This is a genomic window from Streptomyces sp. NPDC006458, from assembly GCF_040612135.1.
Lineage (GTDB): Bacteria > Actinomycetota > Actinomycetes > Streptomycetales > Streptomycetaceae > Streptomyces.
Window position 1 is genome coordinate 1 of record NZ_JBEXPR010000049.1, and the last position, 17133, is coordinate 17133.

Consider the following 17133-nt stretch of genomic DNA (forward strand, 5'->3'; position numbering starts at 1 on the left):
CGGGCGGTCAGCTTGCCCTTGGCATGCTGCGCGGCCGTCGCCTTCTCACTCGGTCCGGCCAGCGCCTGCGCACGGATCTCGTGCAACTCGGCGACCCGCCCGCGCGCGTCGGTGGGCTCACCCGTCGTCTCTTCCAAAACGGTCATGTAGCGACCATACGAAGCCCATCAAGGAATGCGAGCCGTCGACTCCGTACAGTCTCAAGCCCGTTTTCCTGGTACCCCTGAACAGAACGACGACAGCATGGTGGCGTTCCAACTGCTCAGGGGGGCCGCACTCTGTAGGGATCCCACAAAAACCTTAAGCGGGAGACGGCACACATTCACGATCACCCGATGCCATCCATGGAGTGACGACCAAGCACACCGTAGATCATCCGGAGCCGTTCGGACGACACCCCGGGCAGAGAAGTTGAACTTTGAACGGAATAGGTCTAACGTCGTCGGCGTTGAGGTCATTGAACATTCAATAGCTTCGGCTCGCGGCTCGACCCGATGAGCCGCGGCCCGTCCCCCCAAGGAGCAGATCATGGGCATCTTCGGCAGCAAGGACAGCACCACCGGGACCACCACCGTCGGCACCGGTGCCGTGAACCCGGAGCTCGCCGCGCTGACCGGCGACTACTCCATCGACGCCGCGCACACCACGATCGGCTTCGTGGCGCGGCACGCGATGGTGACGAACGTGAAGGGCAAGTTCCTCGACTTCTCCGGTGCGCTGCACCTCGACGGTTCCGACCCGGCGCGCTCGACCGCCTCGATCGACATCAAGATGGAGAGCATCGACACCGGCAACGCGGACCGCGACGGCCACCTCAAGAGCGCCGACTTCTTCAAGACCGACGAGTTCCCGGTCATGACGTTCCGCTCCACCAAGGCCGAGGCCCTGGGCGGCGAGGACTACCGCGTCACCGGCGAACTCTCGATCCTCGGCGTCACCAAGGAGATCGCCATCGACCTGGAGTTCAACGGCGCCGCGAAGGACCCGTTCGGCAACGAGCGCGTCGGCTTCGAGGGCAAGGCCGAGATCCTTCGCTCCGAGTGGGGCCTGACCTGGAACGCCGCGCTGGAGACCGGTGGTGTCCTGGTGTCCGACAAGATCAAGCTGAACTTCGACATCTCCGCGATCAAGAACGCCTGATCCGGCGCCGGGTCCGGAACCCGGCCGCGCGGCACCGCCGCGTCCTGAGCGCGCCCGCCCTCTTACTCCCCAGTGACGAGAGCGGGCGCTCGGCGTTCCTGGACCCGTCCTTGGCGAGAGGGCGGGCATTCGGCGGATCGGGACCCGTCCGTGGCGAGAGGGCGGGCATTCGGCGTGTCGGGACCCGTCCGTGGCGAGAAGTGCTCGGTGCCTCAGGCCCCGTCGCGCTCCAGTCGCTCCACCGCCGCCGCCAGGCGGGCCGCCCGGGTCTTCGGCGTACGGGCCTGGAGCAGGCCGAGCATGACCTGGTAGCGGTCCGTCCTGCCGAGCCTTTCGAACGCGGCCCCGGCCTGCGGGCTGTCCGCCAGTGCACGGGCCAGGTCCTCGGGCACGTCGGCGTTGCGCTGCGACTCGTAGGCTGTTGCCCAGCGCCCGTCGGCCTGCGCCGCCGCCACCTCGGCGAGGCCCGCGGGGCGCATCCGTGCGGCGGCGGTCAGTTCCGCCACGCGGCGCACGTTCACCATCGACCACACACTGCCCGTGCGGCGCGGCGTGATGCGCTGGAGGTAGTGCGTGGCGTCGAGCGCCCTGCGCTGACCGGTGATCCAGCCGTGGCACAGGGCCGCGTCGTTCACCTCACCCGCGGTGACGGACTTTTGGCCCGAACCCTTCTTGGCGACCTTCACCCACAGTCCGGGGTCCGGCGCCGGGTGCCCGGCGAGCCAGGCATCGAGGTCCGCGGGCGTCTCGAAACCCTCGTTGGGGAGGGTGGCGTCCTGGGTGCTCATGCCCTTCAACCTACGCGGGCATTAGGCCAGATCCTGTCCTAGTCGTGACCCGCTCAGAACCCGCCACCGCCGAAGTCCCCTCCCCCGCCGAAGCCGCCACCGTAGTCACCGCCGCCGAAGCCGCCGCCGAAGTCGTCCGAGCCGAAGTCGGCGCCGGAGACGTCGCCGCCCTCGTAACCGGCGCCGCCGAAGTCCCCGTAGCCGGAGCCGTAGTCGGCACCGTAGGACGGGGTGGCCATGGCACTGCCCAGCAGGGTGCCGACGAGGAGGCCGGGCAGCAGGCCGCCGCCGAAGTAGCCGCCGGCCCAGGGCCCGTAGGCGGGACCGGCGTCCCAGTAGGGGCGGCGGCCGGAGACGGTCTCCACCTCGCGCACCATCGGGTCCAGACCGTCGGCGAGCCTGGCCTGGTCGGCGGCGCACACCGGGACCTCGCGGGTGGCTCCGCTCCCGGGTGTCCACTCGGCGTCGGCGACCGAGGTGCCGTGCCGCGGATCGAAGAAGCAGGGCGGCCGGCGTTCCGGCAGCGAGGCGCCCTCGCGGCGGGCCGCGAGCCGGGCCAGCGAGAAGCGGCCGTCGTCCAAGGCCTGGGTGACCGCGCGCACGTCCTCGGGTCTGGCGGCCTGCTCCATCAGGCGTTTGGCCTGCTCATAAGTGTCCAGCGCGTGCTCGTAGTCCGAGCGCATCGCGTCGTCGGCGCCGGGTTCGGCGGGGTGGAAGTCCAACCGGTCCAGTTCCTCGCCGAAGGCGGTGATGTCCTCGTCGACGACGACCCGCAGCTTCTCCAGCGCGGCCCGCCGGGTCTCCTCGTGGCGGCGCCGGTTGCGGCGGACCAGGGTGTAGGCGCCCGCCCCGCCCGCGGCGAGGACCACGCCCAGGGTGATGAGCGTGCCGGCCGTGGCCCCGCCCTCGTCACCGGAACCCCAGCTCGCCGGGGCGGAGCCGCCCATGTTGGCGACGGCGCGGTCGGTGAACTCGTTCAGCTGGGTGACGGGGTCGTCCTCGTCCTGGACGCTGCGCACGAGATTGCGTACGGCGGACGGGGACAGGACCGAGGAGTCGGCGCGCGCGTCGAAGCGGTCACCGAGGCGGATCGCGTACAGGCCGGTGATCCCGGTGGCGGTCCGCAGGTCCGTGAACAGGTCCTTCGTGGGCTGGTCCGCGGGCAGGACCGCGATGAACAGCGGCTTGTCGGCGTCCTCGATCTTCCCTCGCAGGGCGGCCGCGTCGGAGTCCGGCAGCAGGCCGTCGGCGGACGGGTCCACGAAGACGGGGTTCTGCCGGAGACCGTCGGCGATCTTCGTGACGTCCGTGACCGCGCCGGCAGGCGAGGCGCCCGCCGTCAGGAGAGTCAGGACGGCGAGCGCCAGCACGATCAGCAGACCGGCGGGCCCTCGGGTCGATGTCGCGACCTTCATACCATCGAAGCTACCCGAAGGTGTCCGAAATCGGTCATACTTCGCGCCTCTCTCTGTTCACGCTGCCCGGTAGGCGGCGGTCAGTTTCACCACGGCAGCGCCGTAGCGTCCCGTCAGCACCAGGTGTTCCGCCTCGGCGAAGGGCTTGGCCGAGGCGGCGGTGAGGTGCCGGCCCGTCCTCTCCTGCACGAGCAGCCTTGCCTTGGCGACCAGGGCCCGGCCGGTGGCGTCGGCACCGGCCTTCTCGGCGACGGTGGCCGCCGCGCCGAGCGCCTTCAGGGTCACCGCACCGCCGCCGGGGGCCTTGGTCAGCGTGGTCAGGCCCCAGCCGTAGGGGAACTGCGGGTCGTAGGAGGTGTCGCCGACGTTGATCGGCAGCTGCGCCTCGGACTTCGGCCAGGTCACCGGGAGCTGCCCGGTGAACGGACGGCGGCCGTGGAGCACGTCCGCGACGCCGGAGCCCTCGGCACCCGGCAGCCAGGAGGCCACCAGGGAGTCGATCTCCCCCGGTCGGTCGCCGATGAGCTGCGGGCGCCCGGAGACGATCAGCACCGCGCACTTCATCGCCGCGCAGACCTGGGTGTTGTCGGTTCGGGTAGTGAACGCGCGAACCCTTGACCGGGCACCCCATCGTCATTTACTCACCGCTCGTATACCTCCCCTGAAGGCCCACACGAGCTATCCGGCTGCTGCCGACCGGGCTGTTGACGACCGGCGGCTACCGCGGCGGCGCCTGCGCGGGTGGTCGTACAACAGGTTTGGTGCTGCGGCGGGTGGGTGTGCCTGCGGCGGCCTGTTGCTGTCCGGTGGGGGTCGTTGTAGCGCCATCGGTTCGGGGGTGGTGCGGGGCCGCGCCGGGGGGTGTCCGTCCTCGGTCCGCCGAACTGGTCGCCTACGGAGGTTCAGGAGGTGTCCGGCGGCCGCTGCGGGCGGACACCCCCCGACACGTCCCCTCCCCGCCGCGGGCGGCCTACGGACCGGCCTTACGACGCCGCAGACCGTGATCACTCCTCATCGCACGCGGCCTCACATCGCACCCGGGCCATGGCCCCGCGTCCCGCGCGACCTCCCGACACCCGTCGCTGCGGCCATCCCTCGCCGCGGGCGGCCTACGGACCGGCCTTACGACGCCGCAGACCGTGATCACTCCTCATCGCACGCGGCTTCACATCGCCCCCGGGCCATGGCCCCGCGTCCCGCGCGACCTCCCGACGCCCGTTGCTGCGGCTTTCGCTCGCCCGTCGCTGTGGACCGTCCCGTCCTCGGTGACCAGTGTGCAGATCCGGGTGGCTACTCGGCCGGGTGGACGCCTGCTCGGAGGAGGCCATAGGTGTAGGCGTCCTCCAGGGCCTGCCAGGACGCGGCGATGACGTTCTCGGCGACGCCCACCGTGGACCACTCGCCCGTGCCGTCGGTCGTGGAGATCAGGACGCGGGTGGTGGACTGGGTGCCGTGGACGCCTTCGAGGATGCGGACCTTGTAGTCCACGAGGTCGAGCTTGGCGAGCTGGGGGTAGATCTTCTCCAGGCCGACACGCAGGGCACGGTCGAGGGCGTTGACCGGGCCGTTGCCCTCCGCGGTTGCGACGATGCGCTCGCCCTTGGCCCAGAGCTTGACCGTGGCCTCGTTGGCGTGGGTGCCGTCGGGGCGGTCCTCGACGATGGCACGCCAGGACTCGACCTCGAAGTAGCGCAGGGGCGTGCCCTGGGCCTCCGCGCGCAGGAGGAGTTCGAAGCTGGCGTCGGCCGCTTCGTAGGTGTAGCCCTTGAGTTCGCGCTCCTTGACCCGCTCGACCACGCGGCCGACCAGCTCGCGGTCGCCGCCGAGGTCCACGCCCAGTTCCTTGCCCTTGAGCTCGATGGACGCGCGGCCCGCCATGTCGGACACCAGCATCCGCATGGTGTTGCCGACCTGCTCGGGGTCGATGTGCTGGTAGAGGTCGGGGTCGACCTTGATGGCGGAGGCGTGCAGTCCGGCCTTGTGGGCGAAGGCGGACAGGCCGACGTAGGGCTGGTGGGTGGAGGGGGTGAGGTTGACGACCTCGGCGATGGCGTGGGAGATGCGTGTCATCTCGCGCAGGCGGCCCTCGGGCAGCACCTTCTTGCCGTACTTCAGTTCCAGGGCGGCGACGACCGGGAAGAGGTTGGCGTTGCCCACGCGCTCGCCGTAGCCGTTGGCCGTGCACTGGACATGGGTGGCGCCCGCGTCGACGGCGGCGAGGGTGTTGGCGACCGCGCAGCCCGTGTCGTCCTGGGCGTGGATGCCGAGGCGGGCGCCGGTGTCGGCGAGGACCGTCGTCACCACGGCCTGGATCTGGGCGGGGAGCATGCCGCCGTTGGTGTCGCAGAGCACTACGACGTCGGCTCCGGCTTCGGATGCCGTGCGGACCACCGCCTTCGCGTACTCCGGGTTTGCGCGGTAGCCGTCGAAGAAGTGCTCGCAGTCGACGAAGACGCGGCGGCCCTGCGAGCGGAGGTGGGAGACGGTGTCCCGCACCATCTCCAGGTTCTCGTCCAGCGTGGTGCGCAGGGCCAGTTCCACATGGCGGTCGTGGGACTTCGCCACCAGGGTGATCACCGGGGCGCCGGACTCCAGCAGCGCCCTGACCTGAGGGTCCTCGGATGCCTTGGCGCCGGCGCGGCGGGTGGAGCCGAAGGCGACCAGCTGGGCGTGCCGGAAGACGATCTCCTGCTGGGCGCGGGCGAAGAACTCGGTGTCCCTCGGGTTGGCGCCCGGCCAGCCGCCCTCGATGAAGCCCACGCCGAACTCGTCCAGGTGCCGTGCGATGGCCAGCTTGTCGGCGACGGTGAGGTTGATGCCCTCCCGCTGGGCGCCGTCGCGCAGGGTGGTGTCGAAGACGTGGAACGAGTCGTCGAGTTCGCTGGTTGCCGTCTCGGTCATGATCTCAAGGCTCCTGTTGTGGATCTTCGGTCTTACCGGAATGACCGGCTCCACCGTCCCCCCATGGTCCCTCGCGCTTGTGCTCCCCGGCTGCGGGTCGGCCAGAAAAGCGAAAAACCTCTCGCGGGTGCGAGAGGTCTGCGCGCGGGTCGAGGACGACGGTGTCCGCTCGTACCTGGTCGTACGGAGCGGTCACTGCGGACCGGCGCGCCTGCTGCCAATAATCATGGCGAACGAGAGCACGGGGGCAGTCTGGCACAGAGCGCCCCTGTGTGACGGCGGTGTCTCAGTATGCGAACCCCGTCGTCCCATGTCCGTCCCGGGCGGTTCCAGGGGCTGTCGGACACCTTCCCGTCGTCGCCCTCGGCGGACGGGAGATCGACGACACCTAGGGCAGCAGACCCTCGCGCAGGAAGTCCTGGACATGGCCGAGGATCATCTCCCGGTCCGTGCCCCGCAGACCGATGGCCACATGGATGGAGAAACCGTCCAGCAGGGCGCGCAGCCGGGCGGCGAAGCGGTCCGCGTCCACCGGGCGGAACTCGCCCCGTGAGACGCCCTCGGCGACCAGCGCCAACGGCAGGACGGAACACGGCAGGGCGGAGAACGGCGGGGCGGAGAACGGCCGGGCGGAGAACGGCCGGGCGGAAAAGGGCGGGGCCGCCGTCGGCGCGAAGTCCGAGGCGGCCCTGACACCGACCGAGTCCTAGCCGAGCTGGTGCATCCAGCCGTGCTTGTCCTCGGTCTTGCCGCGCTGGATGTCGAGCAGGGCCTGGCGGAGTCGCATCGTGACCTCGCCGGGCTCGCCGTCGCCCTGCCGCCACTCGGCCCCGTCGGTCTTCACCGTGCCGACCGGCGTGATGACGGCGGCCGTACCGCAGGCGAACACCTCGGTGAGCGAGCCGTTCTCGCTGTCGGTCCGCCACTGGTCCAGGGAGACGCGCCCCTCCTCCGCCCGGTAGCCGAGGTCGCGGGCGACGGTGAGCAGGGAGTCGCGGGTGACGCCCTCCAGGATGGAGCCGGTGAGGGTGGGGGTGACGACGCGGTCGCCGTACACGAAGTACAGGTTCATGCCGCCGAGTTCCTCGACCCACGTGTGCTCGACCGCGTCGAGGTAGCAGACCTGGTCGCAGCCCTTGGCCGCGGCCTCGGCCTGCGCGAGCAGGGACGCCGCGTAGTTGCCGCCGGTCTTGGCGTCGCCCATGCCGCCGGGGACGGCCCGGACGCGGTCCTGGGAGACCCAGATGGAGACGGGCTTCACGCCGCCGGGGAAGTACGCGCCGGCCGGGGAGGCGATCACCAGGAAGAGGTACTCGTTGGCGGGCTTCACGCCCAGGCCGACCTCGGTCGCGATCATGAAGGGCCGCAGGTACAGCGACTCCTCGCCGCCGTGCGCGGGCACCCAGGACTGGTCCTGGCGCACGAGCGCGTCACAGGCCTCGATGAAGGTCTCGACCGGAAGCTCGGGCATGCCGAGGCGGCGGGCGGAGGACTGGAAGCGCAGGGCGTTCTTCTCGGGGCGGAACGTGGCGACCGAGCCGTCGGGCCGACGGTAGGCCTTCAGACCCTCGAAGATCTCCTGCGCGTAGTGCAGCACGGTCGTGGCCGGGTCGAGGGAGAGCGGCGCGTACGGGACGAGCTGACCGTCGTGCCAGCCGCGGCCGTCCGTCCACTTGATGATCACCATGTGATCGGTGAAGTGGCGGCCGAACCCGGGGTTGGCCAGGATCGCCTCGCGCTCCGCGGCGGACAGCGGATGGGCGGAGGGCTTCAGCTCGATCGTGGGCGTCGTCATGAGTGGTTGTCCTTCACCGGTTGTAGTGACGGGCCGCGCTCACGCCCGTGCGGCCGTTTCCGGCCACTGCTAGGACGTCCGAGCTTTCCCTCATTCCGCGGCTCCGCGTTCGATTATCGCGCGCGGGGTGCCGTGGAAGAAAACTGCGTGAGTGCGGCCCAAGGGTTGATGGTGGCACCCGGCGGAGACATACGAAAGCCGCCGGGTGCGGATGCGACCCGGCGGCTTCGACGTGGCTGAGGTGTCGAGTCCCGGGGTCAGCCGGTTACTCGTACGGCGAGCGCGTCGCCGATCTCGGTGGTGCTCCGGGCCGGCTTGCCGACGCGCTCGGCGAGGTCGGAGGCGACGGCCTCCTCGATGCGGGCGGCCTCGGCGTCGTAGCCGACGTGGCGCAGCAGCAGGGCGACGGACAGGACCGTGGCGGTCGGGTCGGCCTTGCCCTGGCCTGCGATGTCCGGGGCCGAGCCGTGGACCGGCTCGAACATGGACGGGAACTCCCCGGCGGGGTTGATGTTGCCGGAGGCGGCCACGCCGATGCCGCCGGAGACGGCCGCGGCGAGGTCGGTGATGATGTCGCCGAAGAGGTTGTCGGTGACGATGACGTCGAACCGCTCGGGCTGGGTGACCAGGTAGATGGTCGCCGCGTCGACGTGCATGTACTCGGTGGTGACCTCCGGGAACTCCTCGGCCACCTTGTTGAAGATGTTGGTCCACAGGTGACCGGCGAAGGTCAGCACGTTGTTCTTGTGGATCAGCGCCAGCTTCTTGCGCGGGCGGGCCTGGGCGCGGGTGAAGGCGTCGCGGACGACCCGCTCGACACCGAAGGCGGTGTTCACGGACACCTCGGTGGCGACCTCGTGCACGGTGCCCTTGCGGATGGTGCCGCCGTTGCCGGTGTACGGGCCCTCGGTGCCCTCACGGACGACGACGAAGTCGATCTCCGGCTGGCCGGCGAGCGGGGTGGCGACGCCGGGGAGCAGCTTGGAGGGGCGCAGGTTGACGTGGTGGTCGAAGGCGAAGCGGAGCTTGAGCAGGAAGCCGCGCTCCAGGACGCCGGACGGCACCGACGGGTCGCCGATGGCGCCGAGCAGGATCGCGTCGTGCTGCTTGAGGGCGTCGAGGTCGGCGTCGGTGAGGGTCTCACCGGTGGCGTGGTAGCGCCGGGCGCCGAAGTCGTAGTCCTTGGTCTCCAGCTTCACGTCCTCCGGGAGGACGGCGGAGAGGACCTTCAGGCCTTCGGCCACGACCTCCTGGCCGATGCCGTCACCGGGGATCACTGCGAGATCGATGCTGCGAGACATGCGGGCACCCTACTCTTCGTCCCATGCAATGACATGCGGCGTCCGCCATCTGGACATTCGTACGAGGGTCCGACGAGCACCCGTCCGGGCTGAAATCCATCTCGTCGGATCACGTTCACCCGTATGTAGCAGCGGCGTCGGAGGCCGCTGGGAACTTCATCGACATGGAGACACCCGACTTCGGCATCCCCGAGCCGCTCGCGAGCCGGATGAGCATGGCGGAGCAGCACGAGTACCTGCGCACGAAGATGACCCGGCGCCGCACGCTGGTGAGCGCGGGCGCGGTCGCGAGCGGGCTGCTGACCGGATGCGCGGCCGCGGACGCGGCCGGCCGCCCGGCCCGTACGGCGACCCCGACCGCGCCTGCCTCCGCCACCTCGGCGGCCCCCGGTGCCGCGGTGACGCCCTTCGGCCGCCATCTCTCCTTCGGCGCGGACCCGCGCACCCAGATGCGGATCTCCTGGCAGGTGCCGGCCGCGGTGAAGAAGCCGTACGTCCGGCTCGGCGCGCGCCCCGACGCGCTCGGCCAGCGGATCGGGGCCGAGCTGCGGCATCTGCACACCCCGGGCGTGGAGGGCGTACGGCCGGACGTGGAGCAGTACTACGTGCACGCGGCGCTGGAGGACCTGCTGCCGGGGACGACGTACTACTACGGCGTCGGGCACGAGGGCCTCGATCCGGCCGACGCCGGCCGGCGCGCCTCGGTGGCCTCCTTCCGTACGGCACCCGCGCGGCCCGAGTCCTTCGTCTTCACGGCGTTCGGCGACCAGGGCGTGGGGGACGCTGCGGCGGCCATCGACCGGCAGCTGCTGCGTGAGAAGCCGGCCTTCCATCTGCACGCGGGCGACATCTGCTACGCGAACGCCAACGGCCGGGGCACCACGGCGGACGGCTACGACGCCGGGTTCTGGGACCAGTTCTTCCGGCAGAACGAGCCGGTCGCGCGGTCCGTTCCCTGGATGGTGACGACCGGCAACCACGACATGGAGGCCTGGTACTCCCCCGACGGCTACGGCGGCCATCTCGCCCGCTTCTCGCTGCCCGACAGCGGCTTCGACCCGCGGCAGGCGCCGGGCGTCTACTCCTTCGTCTACGGCAACGTCGGCGTCGTGGCCCTGGACGCCAACGACGTGTCGTACGAGATCCCGGCGAACCTCGGCTACAGCGAGGGCCGGCAGACGGCCTGGCTGGAGCGCACGCTGCGCAGGCTGCGGGCGTCGGAGGACGTCGACTTCGTGGTCGTCTACTTCCACCACTGCGCCTACTCCACCTCCGCGCACGCCTCCGACGGTGGGGTGCGCGCGGCCTGGCTGCCGCTGTTCGCGGGGGCCCGGGTGGACCTGGTGATCAACGGGCACAACCACGTCTACGAGCGCACCGACGCCATCAAGGACGGCGCGGTCGGCCGACGCGTGCCGATCGGCGGTTCCACCGATCCGTCGCGGGACGGCACGGTGTACGTCACCGCAGGCGGGGGCGGCCGCGATCCGTACGGCTTCCCGGTGGGCGCGAAGGACAGCTACGAGGGGCAGGTGCACGACGCCGAGTCCCTGGAGACCTTCCACTGGACCCGGTCGAGGCAGCCCGGCGCGGAGACGGTGGAGTGGTCCCGGGTGCGCTTCCGGGGCTTCTCCTACCTCTCGGTGGAGGCGGAGGGCGGTGCGGCCCCGCGGCTGAGGGTGTCGGCGCGCACGCACACGGGTCAGCGGATCGACCGGTTCGAGATACGCCGCGGACGCTGAGGCGCCGCGCGAGCGTTGCATCCCGCGGCGCGGGCAGCCAGGGCGGCGCCGGAGGGGAAGTCCGAGGCGCGGCGCGGGCGCCGAGGCCTGTCCCGCAGGTCTCGGGCGTCCGCGCCGCGCCTCGTGCGGGTGCGGCTCCCGGCGTCAGGGGTCGCGCCCGGCACGGCGGCCGGGCGCGGGGAGGGCTCAGTGGCCGGTCGAGCCGCCGTTGTCGCGGCGGTCGAGGGCGCGCTGGAGGGCGGCGGCGGCCTGCTTGCGGTCGGTCTCGCTCGTGCGGGAGGCGTGGCGGACTCGGCGGCGGACGGTCGTCTCGGCCATGGTTGATCGACTCCTTCGGAGATCCCGGAGCGCGGAAGGGGGGTACGAGACGCCGGAAGAGGCGGGGAGCACTGGCCGCAGGGGTTGCCTGCACGGGGCCCGGCTCACGACCGCCATTCGCTTGATCGAGCGAGTCGTTCGGCTCCTACAAAGCTAAGGGAGGACCTCGCTTCTGTCTCCACAATTACTCGGACTTCCTACTATCTGAGACGGCGACCTCCGCCACACCGTCGCGACCTGCGCTTTCGCCTCTCGCGGGTGCCGAGCGCGCAGCTCTCGGACGAGGGCGCGGACGGCCGGGGCGGCGGCGAGCCCGGTGGTGGTGACACAGCCGATCCGCCGGGTGGGGCGACGCGGTCCGAGATCGGTGATCTCCAGTGTGAGCGGTGCTCCGGTGAGGGAGAGCGCGGGCATGATGGCCATGCCGAGACCACTGCTCACCATCGAGAGCACCGCTCCGTCGTCCTCGGCGCGCACGGTCGCCGCCGGAATCCGGTCCTGGGCCGCCCACCAGGTGCGGGCGGGTGTAGGAGGAGCAGTTCTCCAGCCGGTCGACCAGCGGCAGCGAGCGCGGGTCGGGGTGGCCGGCCGGGTGCACGAGCGCGTACGGCTCCTCCAGCAGTACGTCGCCGAACGGTTCGGGCGGGATCGGCGAACCGGTGCCGATCGCGGCGATCCCGATGTCGGCCCGCCCCGCGGCCACCTTTCCCGCCGTGCCGGGCCCGACCGTGGAGGCGTTCGTGCTGATGCCGCGGGGCGGGAACACCGGGAAGATCCTGGTACGGGCGTCTTCCTGACGCCGCGTCAGAGCACCTCCCCGTCACGCCAGTCGAAGAGCAGCTCGGCGTCCGGGTCGGCCGCCGCGGCGGGTACGGGCCACACATAGGTGGAGCCCTCCTCGTCGGGCAGCCGGACCGGACCCCCGGGGCCCAGCGCGCGGATCGGGCCGGACCAGGCGCGCCAGCCCCGGCTCTCGTACAGCAGGGCGCCCTCGTCGCTCGCGGACAGCGCGCCCAGGTCGTAGGCGCGGCTGACGACGCCCTCCAGCGCGTCCATGACCCGGCCGCCGAGTCCGGTGCGGCGCGCGTCCCGGCGTACGGCGACGCCCTCGACGTACCCGGTGCGCAGCCAGCGTCCGCCGAGCCGGACCCGGCGCATGACCACCGCGCCATGGGCGGCGAGTCCGCGCTCGTCGTGCACCAGGGCGTGCATGCCGCCGAGGGTGTGTTCCCAGTCCTCGTCGGCCAGGTCGCCGTCGAAGGCGTCGTACAACAGGCCGCGCACGGACAGGAGTTCGGCGGGCGTGAGGTCGCTGGTGTGTGCGGTGCGAAGGGTCACCGCGCCAGTATCGGCCGGGTGCAGGACCGGGGCGCCGGATTATCCGGCGTGCCGCATCCAGACGTTGGGCTCGGTGTAGACGCCGGCGCCGGCCTCGCGGTCGACGTGCAGGAGGCTCAGTCCGCCGGGGATGACGTAGGCGCCGGACTCCGGCAGGGCGAGGCCGGTCCACTTCTCCCACTCGGCGACCGTGCCGGTCATGGTCTGCGAGGCGGGCGCGGGGGCGAGGAGCCGGGCACCGAGGCGTTCGTGGGTGCGGATCCAGGGATCGAGGTGGGTGCCGTCCGGGCGGCGCCAGGTCATGAATGACTCGACGGGTGTGAGCGGGTAGCGCTCCTTCGTCGTCGGGCGCACGGGTGCCAGGACCCGTTCCAGCCCGGCCTTCTCCGCCGTCCGGCGCAGGGCCGTCAGCGCCTCGCCGGCCAGCCCCCGCCCCTTGCGCGCCGGTGTGACGACGGCGCCGCAGATCACGAACGTGTCCGGTTCCAGGCCCTGTTCGCGGCCCTCGACGGCCCGGACCAGCGCGTCGGTGTAGCCGCCGGGCAGATCGGCGACGGTGCCGTCCCAGCGCAGCGGCACGCCCCAGCCGGCCGCGACGGGCACGTCCCGCTCGTCGAGCAGGAACAGGTCGAACTCCGCGAAGTGCTCGCGGACCCGGCCTATGTACCGCTTCACCAACTGGTCGGCGGTGATGAACTCCGGGAATCCCTCGCCGAACAGCTCCGCGAGCTGCTCCTCGGCCCAGGTGCGCGCGTCGGCGCGTTCGCTTGTGAGAGTCACGACGCTGTTCCTAGCACACCCACCCCCAACCTAACTGTTAAAGGTTACTTGACTGGTTAGGCGACAGCGGGCCAGGATGCCGTCATGACCACTCACCGGGTTCACCACCGCTCCACCACCGTCCGCGGGTTCGAGATCCACTACCGCGAGGCGGGGCCCGGAGACGCGCCCGTGCTCCTGCTGCTGCACGGCTTCCCCAGCAGCTCGCACATGTTCCGCGACCTGATCCCGCTGCTCGCCGACCGCTACCGGGTGATCGCCCCGGACCACCTCGGCTTCGGCCGCTCGGCGATGCCCTCCGCCGCGGACTTCGGCTACACCTTCGACGAACTCGCCGCGATCACGGGTGAGTTCACCGAGCAGCTGGGCCTGAAGCGGTACGCCTTGTACATCCAGGACTACGGCGCCCCGATCGGGCTGCGTCTCGCCCTGAACCACCCGGACCGCGTCACCGCGATCGTCACGCAGAACGGCAACGCCTACGAGGACGGCCTCGGCGCCGAGGCCTGGGCGCCGGTGCTGGCGCTGATCGCCGAGCGGACCGCGCGGACGGAGGCGGCCGTCCGGGAGATCTACACCCTCGACGGCGTCAAGTGGCAGTATCTGCACGGCGTTCCGGAGGACCAGCACGACTTGGTGAGCCCGGACGCCTACGAGCGGGACGCGGCCGAGGTGTCCCGGCCAGGCCAGGCCGAGATCCAGCTCGACCTGATCTCCGACTACGGGTCCAACTTCGCCCTGTACCCGGCCTTCCACGCCTACTTCCGCGAGACCCAGGTGCCGCTGCTCGCGGTGTGGGGCGGACACGACCAGATCTTCGTCCCGGCCGGCGCCCTCGCCTTCCAGCGGGACCTGCCGAAGGCCGAGATCCACCTGCTCCCGACCGGCCACTTCGCCCTGGAGACGCACGCGGCGCAGATCGCCGGCCTGATGCGGGACTTCCTCGGCCGGAACGTGGCGGGCTGATCCCCGGCCGGACCCTGGCTGGGCCGAGCCCGACCCTGGCAGGACCCCGGGCCGGGATCGCCCACACGACTGATCCTCCGCGCGGGGCCTGACATGCGGCTGCCGTGAGGGGAACAGTTGACGTCATGAACGACACGGAGAAGGTGTTCCTCGAAGGCGGCCCGAAGGATCTCCCCGAGCGGATCGTCCCGGTCCCGGCCCCGGGCCCCGATGTGAAGGTCGAGTTCCTCAACGGCTACGAGCACTTCCGCCCGACCTCGCGCGCGGCGGACACCCCGGCCGGCAGGCTCCCCGTCTACGAGTGGTGGGAGCGCACGGAAATGCCCGGCTGAGGGGCGTTGTCAGTGGCTGCCCCTACCGTGATCGCATGGGCTACCACCTGCATCTGATCGCCGTCCCCGAGGCCGAGCTGCGTGAGGACGGCGTCTGGCTCGAAGAGCTCTTCGACGCGTCCTGGAACAGCGACGAGGAGTCCCCGGACGACATCGAGATGGTGATCGAGAAGGACTTCTTCGCGCTGGACCATCTCGTCTGCGGGGCCGAGAAGCACGACATCGGCCCCTGGCTGCCCGCCTCGCTGCTCATATTCGGCGGGCGGCCCGTGCACCACCCGGAGTATCCGGACCCGTATGTGCTGCTCACCCCCGACGAGGTACGCCTGGCGGCGGAGTTCGCGCGGACCACGGACTTCGCCGAGCTGTGGGCCGCGAGCGGGCCCGGACCGGCCGCGTCCTGGGGCCGGCCCGAGGAGAAGGTCGCGGAGCTGCTCGCCGGGTACTACACAGACCTGCGCGACACCTATGTCAGTGCGGCGCGGGAGGGGCGCGCGATGGCGAAGTACTTCTCCTTCTGACGCACCGGCCGGCCGGTGCGACCCGGCCCGGGCATGACCCCGCCCCCGGTCCGGAGGGGGGATCCGGAGCGGGGGCGGGGTTCGGGGGTGCCGCGCGAGGTGGCCCCGCGCGGCGGGCGGGGGTGTCAGCCCATGTGCGGGTAGGTGTAGTCGGTCGGCGCGACCAGCGTCTCCTTGATGGCGCGGGTCAGCGTCCAGCGCATCAGGTTCTGCGGGGCACCGGCCTTGTCGTTGGTGCCGGAGGCACGGCCGCCGCCGAAGGGCTGCTGGCCGACGACGGCGCCGGTCGACTTGTCGTTGATGTAGAAGTTGCCGGCGGCGTAGCGCAGCTTCTCCATCGTGTGAGCGGCGGCCGCGCGGTCGCCCGAGACGACCGAGCCGGTCAGGGCGTAGTCCGACACCGACTCCATCTGGGTCAGCATCCCGTCGTACCGGTCGTCCTCGTAGACGTGCACGGCGAGGATCGGGCCGAAGTACTCGGTCGTGAAGACCTCGTTCTCCGGGTCGGTGCACTCGATGACGGTCGGGCGGACGAAGTAGCCGACGGCGTCGTCGTAGGAGCCGCCCGCGACGATCGTGCAGGCCGGGTCGGACTTGGCGCGGTCGATGGCAGCCTTGTTCTTGGCGAAGGCACGGTCGTCGATGACGGCGCCGACGAAGTTCGACAGGTCGGTGACATCACCCATGGTGAGGTAGTCGACCTCGGCGGCGAACTCCTCCTTGAAGCCGTCGTTCCAGATGGACGCCGGGATGTAGGCGCGGGAGGTGGCCGAACACTTCTGGCCCTGGTACTCGAAGGCGCCGCGGGTCAGCGCCGTCTTGAGCACCGCGCGGTCGGCCGAGGGGTGGGCGACGACGAAGTCCTTGCCGCCGGTCTCGCCGACCAGACGCGGGTAGGAGCGGTACTTCTCGATGTTGGTGCCGACCGTCTTCCACAGGTACTGGAAGGTCTTGGTCGAACCGGTGAAGTGGATGCCGGCGAGGTCGCGGTGGACCAGGGCGACCTTGGAGACCTCGATGCCGTCGCCGGTGACGAGGTTGATGACGCCCTTGGGCAGACCGGCCTCCTCCAGCAGCCGCATCAGCAGCACGGCGGCGTGGGTCTGGGTCGGGGACGGCTTCCAGACGACCACGTTGCCCATCAGGGCCGGGGCGGTCGGCAGGTTGCCCGCGATGGCCGTGAAGTTGAACGGCGTGATCGCGTAGACGAAGCCCTCCAGCGGGCGGTGGTCCAGCCGGTTCCACACGCCCGGGGAGTTGGCCGGGGGCTGCTCGGCCAGGATCTGGCGGGCGTAGGCCACGTTGAAGCGCCAGAAGTCGACGAGCTCGCACGGGGTGTCGATCTCGGCCTGCTGGGCGGTCTTGGACTGGCCGAGCATGGTGGAGGCGGCCAGGGTCTCGCGCCAGGGGCCGGCCAGCAGCTCGGCGGCGCGCAGGATGATCGCCGCGCGGTCGTCGAAGGACATCGCGCGCCAGGCCGGAGCCGCCGCGAGGGCCGCGTCGACGGCGTCCTGCGCGTCCTGCTGGGTGGCGTTGCGGTAGGTGCCGAGGACCGCCTTGTGGTTGTGCGGCTGCACGACCTGGAAGACGTCGCCGCCGCCCATCCGCCTCTCGCCCCCGATGGTCATCGGCAGATCGATCGGGTTCTCGGCCAGCTCCTTGAGCCTGGCCTCCAGACGGGCCCGCTCGGGCGAGCCGGGGGCGTAGCCGTGCACCGGCTCGTTGACGGGGGTGGGGACCTGGGTCACAGCGTCCATGAGATCCGTAACTCCTTGTACGTGAGCGGGTGTTCGGGC

The 17133-nt window shown here is 71.1% G+C and carries 14 protein-coding genes and 3 pseudogenes; 5 read left to right on the forward strand and 12 right to left on the reverse strand.

Annotation, left to right across the window (positions count from 1 at the left end):
* The first annotated feature begins 528 nt into the window (after nt 1–528).
* Nucleotides 529–1140: a YceI family protein gene (locus tag ABZZ79_RS37320; RefSeq protein ID WP_356696716.1), complete on the forward strand. Its 612-nt coding sequence runs from the start codon at nt 529–531 to the stop codon at nt 1138–1140.
* A 212-nt stretch (nt 1141–1352) separates the two neighbouring features.
* On the opposite strand, the gene ABZZ79_RS37325 is transcribed toward ABZZ79_RS37320, so the two are convergent.
* The 7 genes and pseudogenes from ABZZ79_RS37325 to ABZZ79_RS37355 all read right to left on the reverse strand — a co-directional run bounded on the left by ABZZ79_RS37325 (nt 1353) and on the right by ABZZ79_RS37355 (nt 9340).
* The gene (locus ABZZ79_RS37325) at nt 1353–1928 is read right to left on the reverse strand and encodes a YdeI/OmpD-associated family protein (RefSeq protein ID WP_356696718.1); all 576 of its coding nucleotides are present in this window, start codon (nt 1926–1928) and stop codon (nt 1353–1355) included.
* Between the two features lie 53 nt (nt 1929–1981).
* On the reverse strand, nt 1982–3343 hold the full coding sequence (locus ABZZ79_RS37330; protein WP_356696720.1) for a hypothetical protein: 1362 nt from the start codon (nt 3341–3343) through the stop codon (nt 1982–1984).
* Between the two features lie 57 nt (nt 3344–3400).
* Nucleotides 3401–3922, reverse strand: a pseudogene (locus ABZZ79_RS37335) (glycoside hydrolase family 3 C-terminal domain-containing protein); the annotation flags it as partial.
* A 711-nt stretch (nt 3923–4633) separates the two neighbouring features.
* A complete protein-coding gene (gene cimA / locus ABZZ79_RS37340) occupies nt 4634–6244 on the reverse strand; it encodes a citramalate synthase (protein ID WP_356696722.1) in 1611 nt (536 codons plus the stop codon).
* A gap of 388 nt (nt 6245–6632) precedes the next feature.
* Nucleotides 6633–6821 (reverse strand): annotated as a pseudogene (locus tag ABZZ79_RS37345) (TetR family transcriptional regulator C-terminal domain-containing protein); the annotation flags it as partial.
* 129 nt (nt 6822–6950) lie between these two features.
* Nucleotides 6951–8039, reverse strand: a complete 1089-nt coding sequence (locus ABZZ79_RS37350) for a branched-chain amino acid aminotransferase (protein WP_356696724.1) — start codon at nt 8037–8039, stop codon at nt 6951–6953.
* A 257-nt stretch (nt 8040–8296) separates the two neighbouring features.
* A complete protein-coding gene (locus ABZZ79_RS37355) occupies nt 8297–9340 on the reverse strand; it encodes a 3-isopropylmalate dehydrogenase (RefSeq protein WP_356696726.1) in 1044 nt (347 codons plus the stop codon).
* Nucleotides 9341–9504: 164 nt separating this feature from the next.
* Here ABZZ79_RS37355 and ABZZ79_RS37360 point away from each other — a divergent pair, with 164 nt between their 5' ends.
* Nucleotides 9505–11082 (forward strand): metallophosphoesterase family protein, encoded by a 1578-nt coding sequence (locus ABZZ79_RS37360; RefSeq protein WP_356696728.1) that lies wholly within the window; start codon nt 9505–9507, stop codon nt 11080–11082.
* A 186-nt stretch (nt 11083–11268) separates the two neighbouring features.
* Here ABZZ79_RS37360 and ABZZ79_RS37365 read toward each other — a convergent pair whose 3' ends face one another.
* The 4 genes and pseudogenes from ABZZ79_RS37365 to ABZZ79_RS37380 all read right to left on the reverse strand — a co-directional run bounded on the left by ABZZ79_RS37365 (nt 11269) and on the right by ABZZ79_RS37380 (nt 13518).
* Entirely contained in the window at nt 11269–11400 is a 132-nt protein-coding gene (locus ABZZ79_RS37365) for a hypothetical protein (protein WP_356696730.1), read from the reverse strand.
* A gap of 153 nt (nt 11401–11553) precedes the next feature.
* Nucleotides 11554–12127: pseudogene (locus ABZZ79_RS37370) on the reverse strand (LysR family transcriptional regulator substrate-binding protein); the annotation flags it as partial.
* Nucleotides 12128–12204: 77 nt separating this feature from the next.
* On the reverse strand, nt 12205–12738 hold the full coding sequence (locus tag ABZZ79_RS37375; protein ID WP_356696732.1) for a GNAT family N-acetyltransferase: 534 nt from the start codon (nt 12736–12738) through the stop codon (nt 12205–12207).
* Between the two features lie 39 nt (nt 12739–12777).
* On the reverse strand, nt 12778–13518 hold the full coding sequence (locus tag ABZZ79_RS37380) for a hypothetical protein (protein WP_356696734.1): 741 nt from the start codon (nt 13516–13518) through the stop codon (nt 12778–12780).
* A gap of 84 nt (nt 13519–13602) precedes the next feature.
* On the opposite strand from ABZZ79_RS37380, the gene ABZZ79_RS37385 reads away from it, so the two are divergent.
* The 3 genes from ABZZ79_RS37385 to ABZZ79_RS37395 all read left to right on the forward strand — a co-directional run bounded on the left by ABZZ79_RS37385 (nt 13603) and on the right by ABZZ79_RS37395 (nt 15337).
* Nucleotides 13603–14484 carry an alpha/beta hydrolase gene (locus ABZZ79_RS37385; RefSeq protein ID WP_356696736.1) on the forward strand — a complete coding sequence of 294 codons (882 nt, stop codon included), beginning with the start codon at nt 13603–13605 and terminating at the stop codon, nt 14482–14484.
* Nucleotides 14485–14609: 125 nt separating this feature from the next.
* Entirely contained in the window at nt 14610–14816 is a 207-nt protein-coding gene (locus tag ABZZ79_RS37390) for a DUF5988 family protein (RefSeq protein ID WP_356696738.1), read from the forward strand.
* 35 nt (nt 14817–14851) lie between these two features.
* Nucleotides 14852–15337: a DUF1877 family protein gene (locus ABZZ79_RS37395; protein ID WP_356696740.1), complete on the forward strand. Its 486-nt coding sequence runs from the start codon at nt 14852–14854 to the stop codon at nt 15335–15337.
* 125 nt (nt 15338–15462) lie between these two features.
* Here the strand turns inward: ABZZ79_RS37395 and pruA are convergent, their stop codons facing one another.
* Nucleotides 15463–17094 (reverse strand): L-glutamate gamma-semialdehyde dehydrogenase, encoded by a 1632-nt coding sequence (gene pruA, locus ABZZ79_RS37400; protein WP_356696742.1) that lies wholly within the window; start codon nt 17092–17094, stop codon nt 15463–15465.
* Between the last annotated feature and the right edge of the window lie 39 nt (nt 17095–17133).

Excerpts from the sequence above, each read along its gene's own strand:
- ABZZ79_RS37325 (WP_356696718.1), bottom strand. The coding sequence starts at position 1,928 with ATGAGCACCCAGGACGCCACCCTCCCCAACGAGGGTTTCGAGACGCCC.
- cimA (WP_356696722.1), bottom strand. The coding sequence starts at position 6,244 with ATGACCGAGACGGCAACCAGCGAACTCGACGACTCGTTCCACGTCTTC.
- ABZZ79_RS37385 (WP_356696736.1), top strand. The coding sequence starts at position 13,603 with ATGACCACTCACCGGGTTCACCACCGCTCCACCACCGTCCGCGGGTTC.
- ABZZ79_RS37365 (WP_356696730.1), bottom strand. The coding sequence starts at position 11,400 with ATGGCCGAGACGACCGTCCGCCGCCGAGTCCGCCACGCCTCCCGCACG.
- ABZZ79_RS37320 (WP_356696716.1), top strand. The coding sequence starts at position 529 with ATGGGCATCTTCGGCAGCAAGGACAGCACCACCGGGACCACCACCGTC.
- ABZZ79_RS37355 (WP_356696726.1), bottom strand. The coding sequence starts at position 9,340 with ATGTCTCGCAGCATCGATCTCGCAGTGATCCCCGGTGACGGCATCGGC.
- ABZZ79_RS37390 (WP_356696738.1), top strand. The coding sequence starts at position 14,610 with ATGAACGACACGGAGAAGGTGTTCCTCGAAGGCGGCCCGAAGGATCTC.
- ABZZ79_RS37330 (WP_356696720.1), bottom strand. The coding sequence starts at position 3,343 with ATGAAGGTCGCGACATCGACCCGAGGGCCCGCCGGTCTGCTGATCGTG.
- ABZZ79_RS37395 (WP_356696740.1), top strand. The coding sequence starts at position 14,852 with ATGGGCTACCACCTGCATCTGATCGCCGTCCCCGAGGCCGAGCTGCGT.
- pruA (WP_356696742.1), bottom strand. The coding sequence starts at position 17,094 with ATGGACGCTGTGACCCAGGTCCCCACCCCCGTCAACGAGCCGGTGCAC.
- ABZZ79_RS37350 (WP_356696724.1), bottom strand. The coding sequence starts at position 8,039 with ATGACGACGCCCACGATCGAGCTGAAGCCCTCCGCCCATCCGCTGTCC.
- ABZZ79_RS37360 (WP_356696728.1), top strand. The coding sequence starts at position 9,505 with ATGGAGACACCCGACTTCGGCATCCCCGAGCCGCTCGCGAGCCGGATG.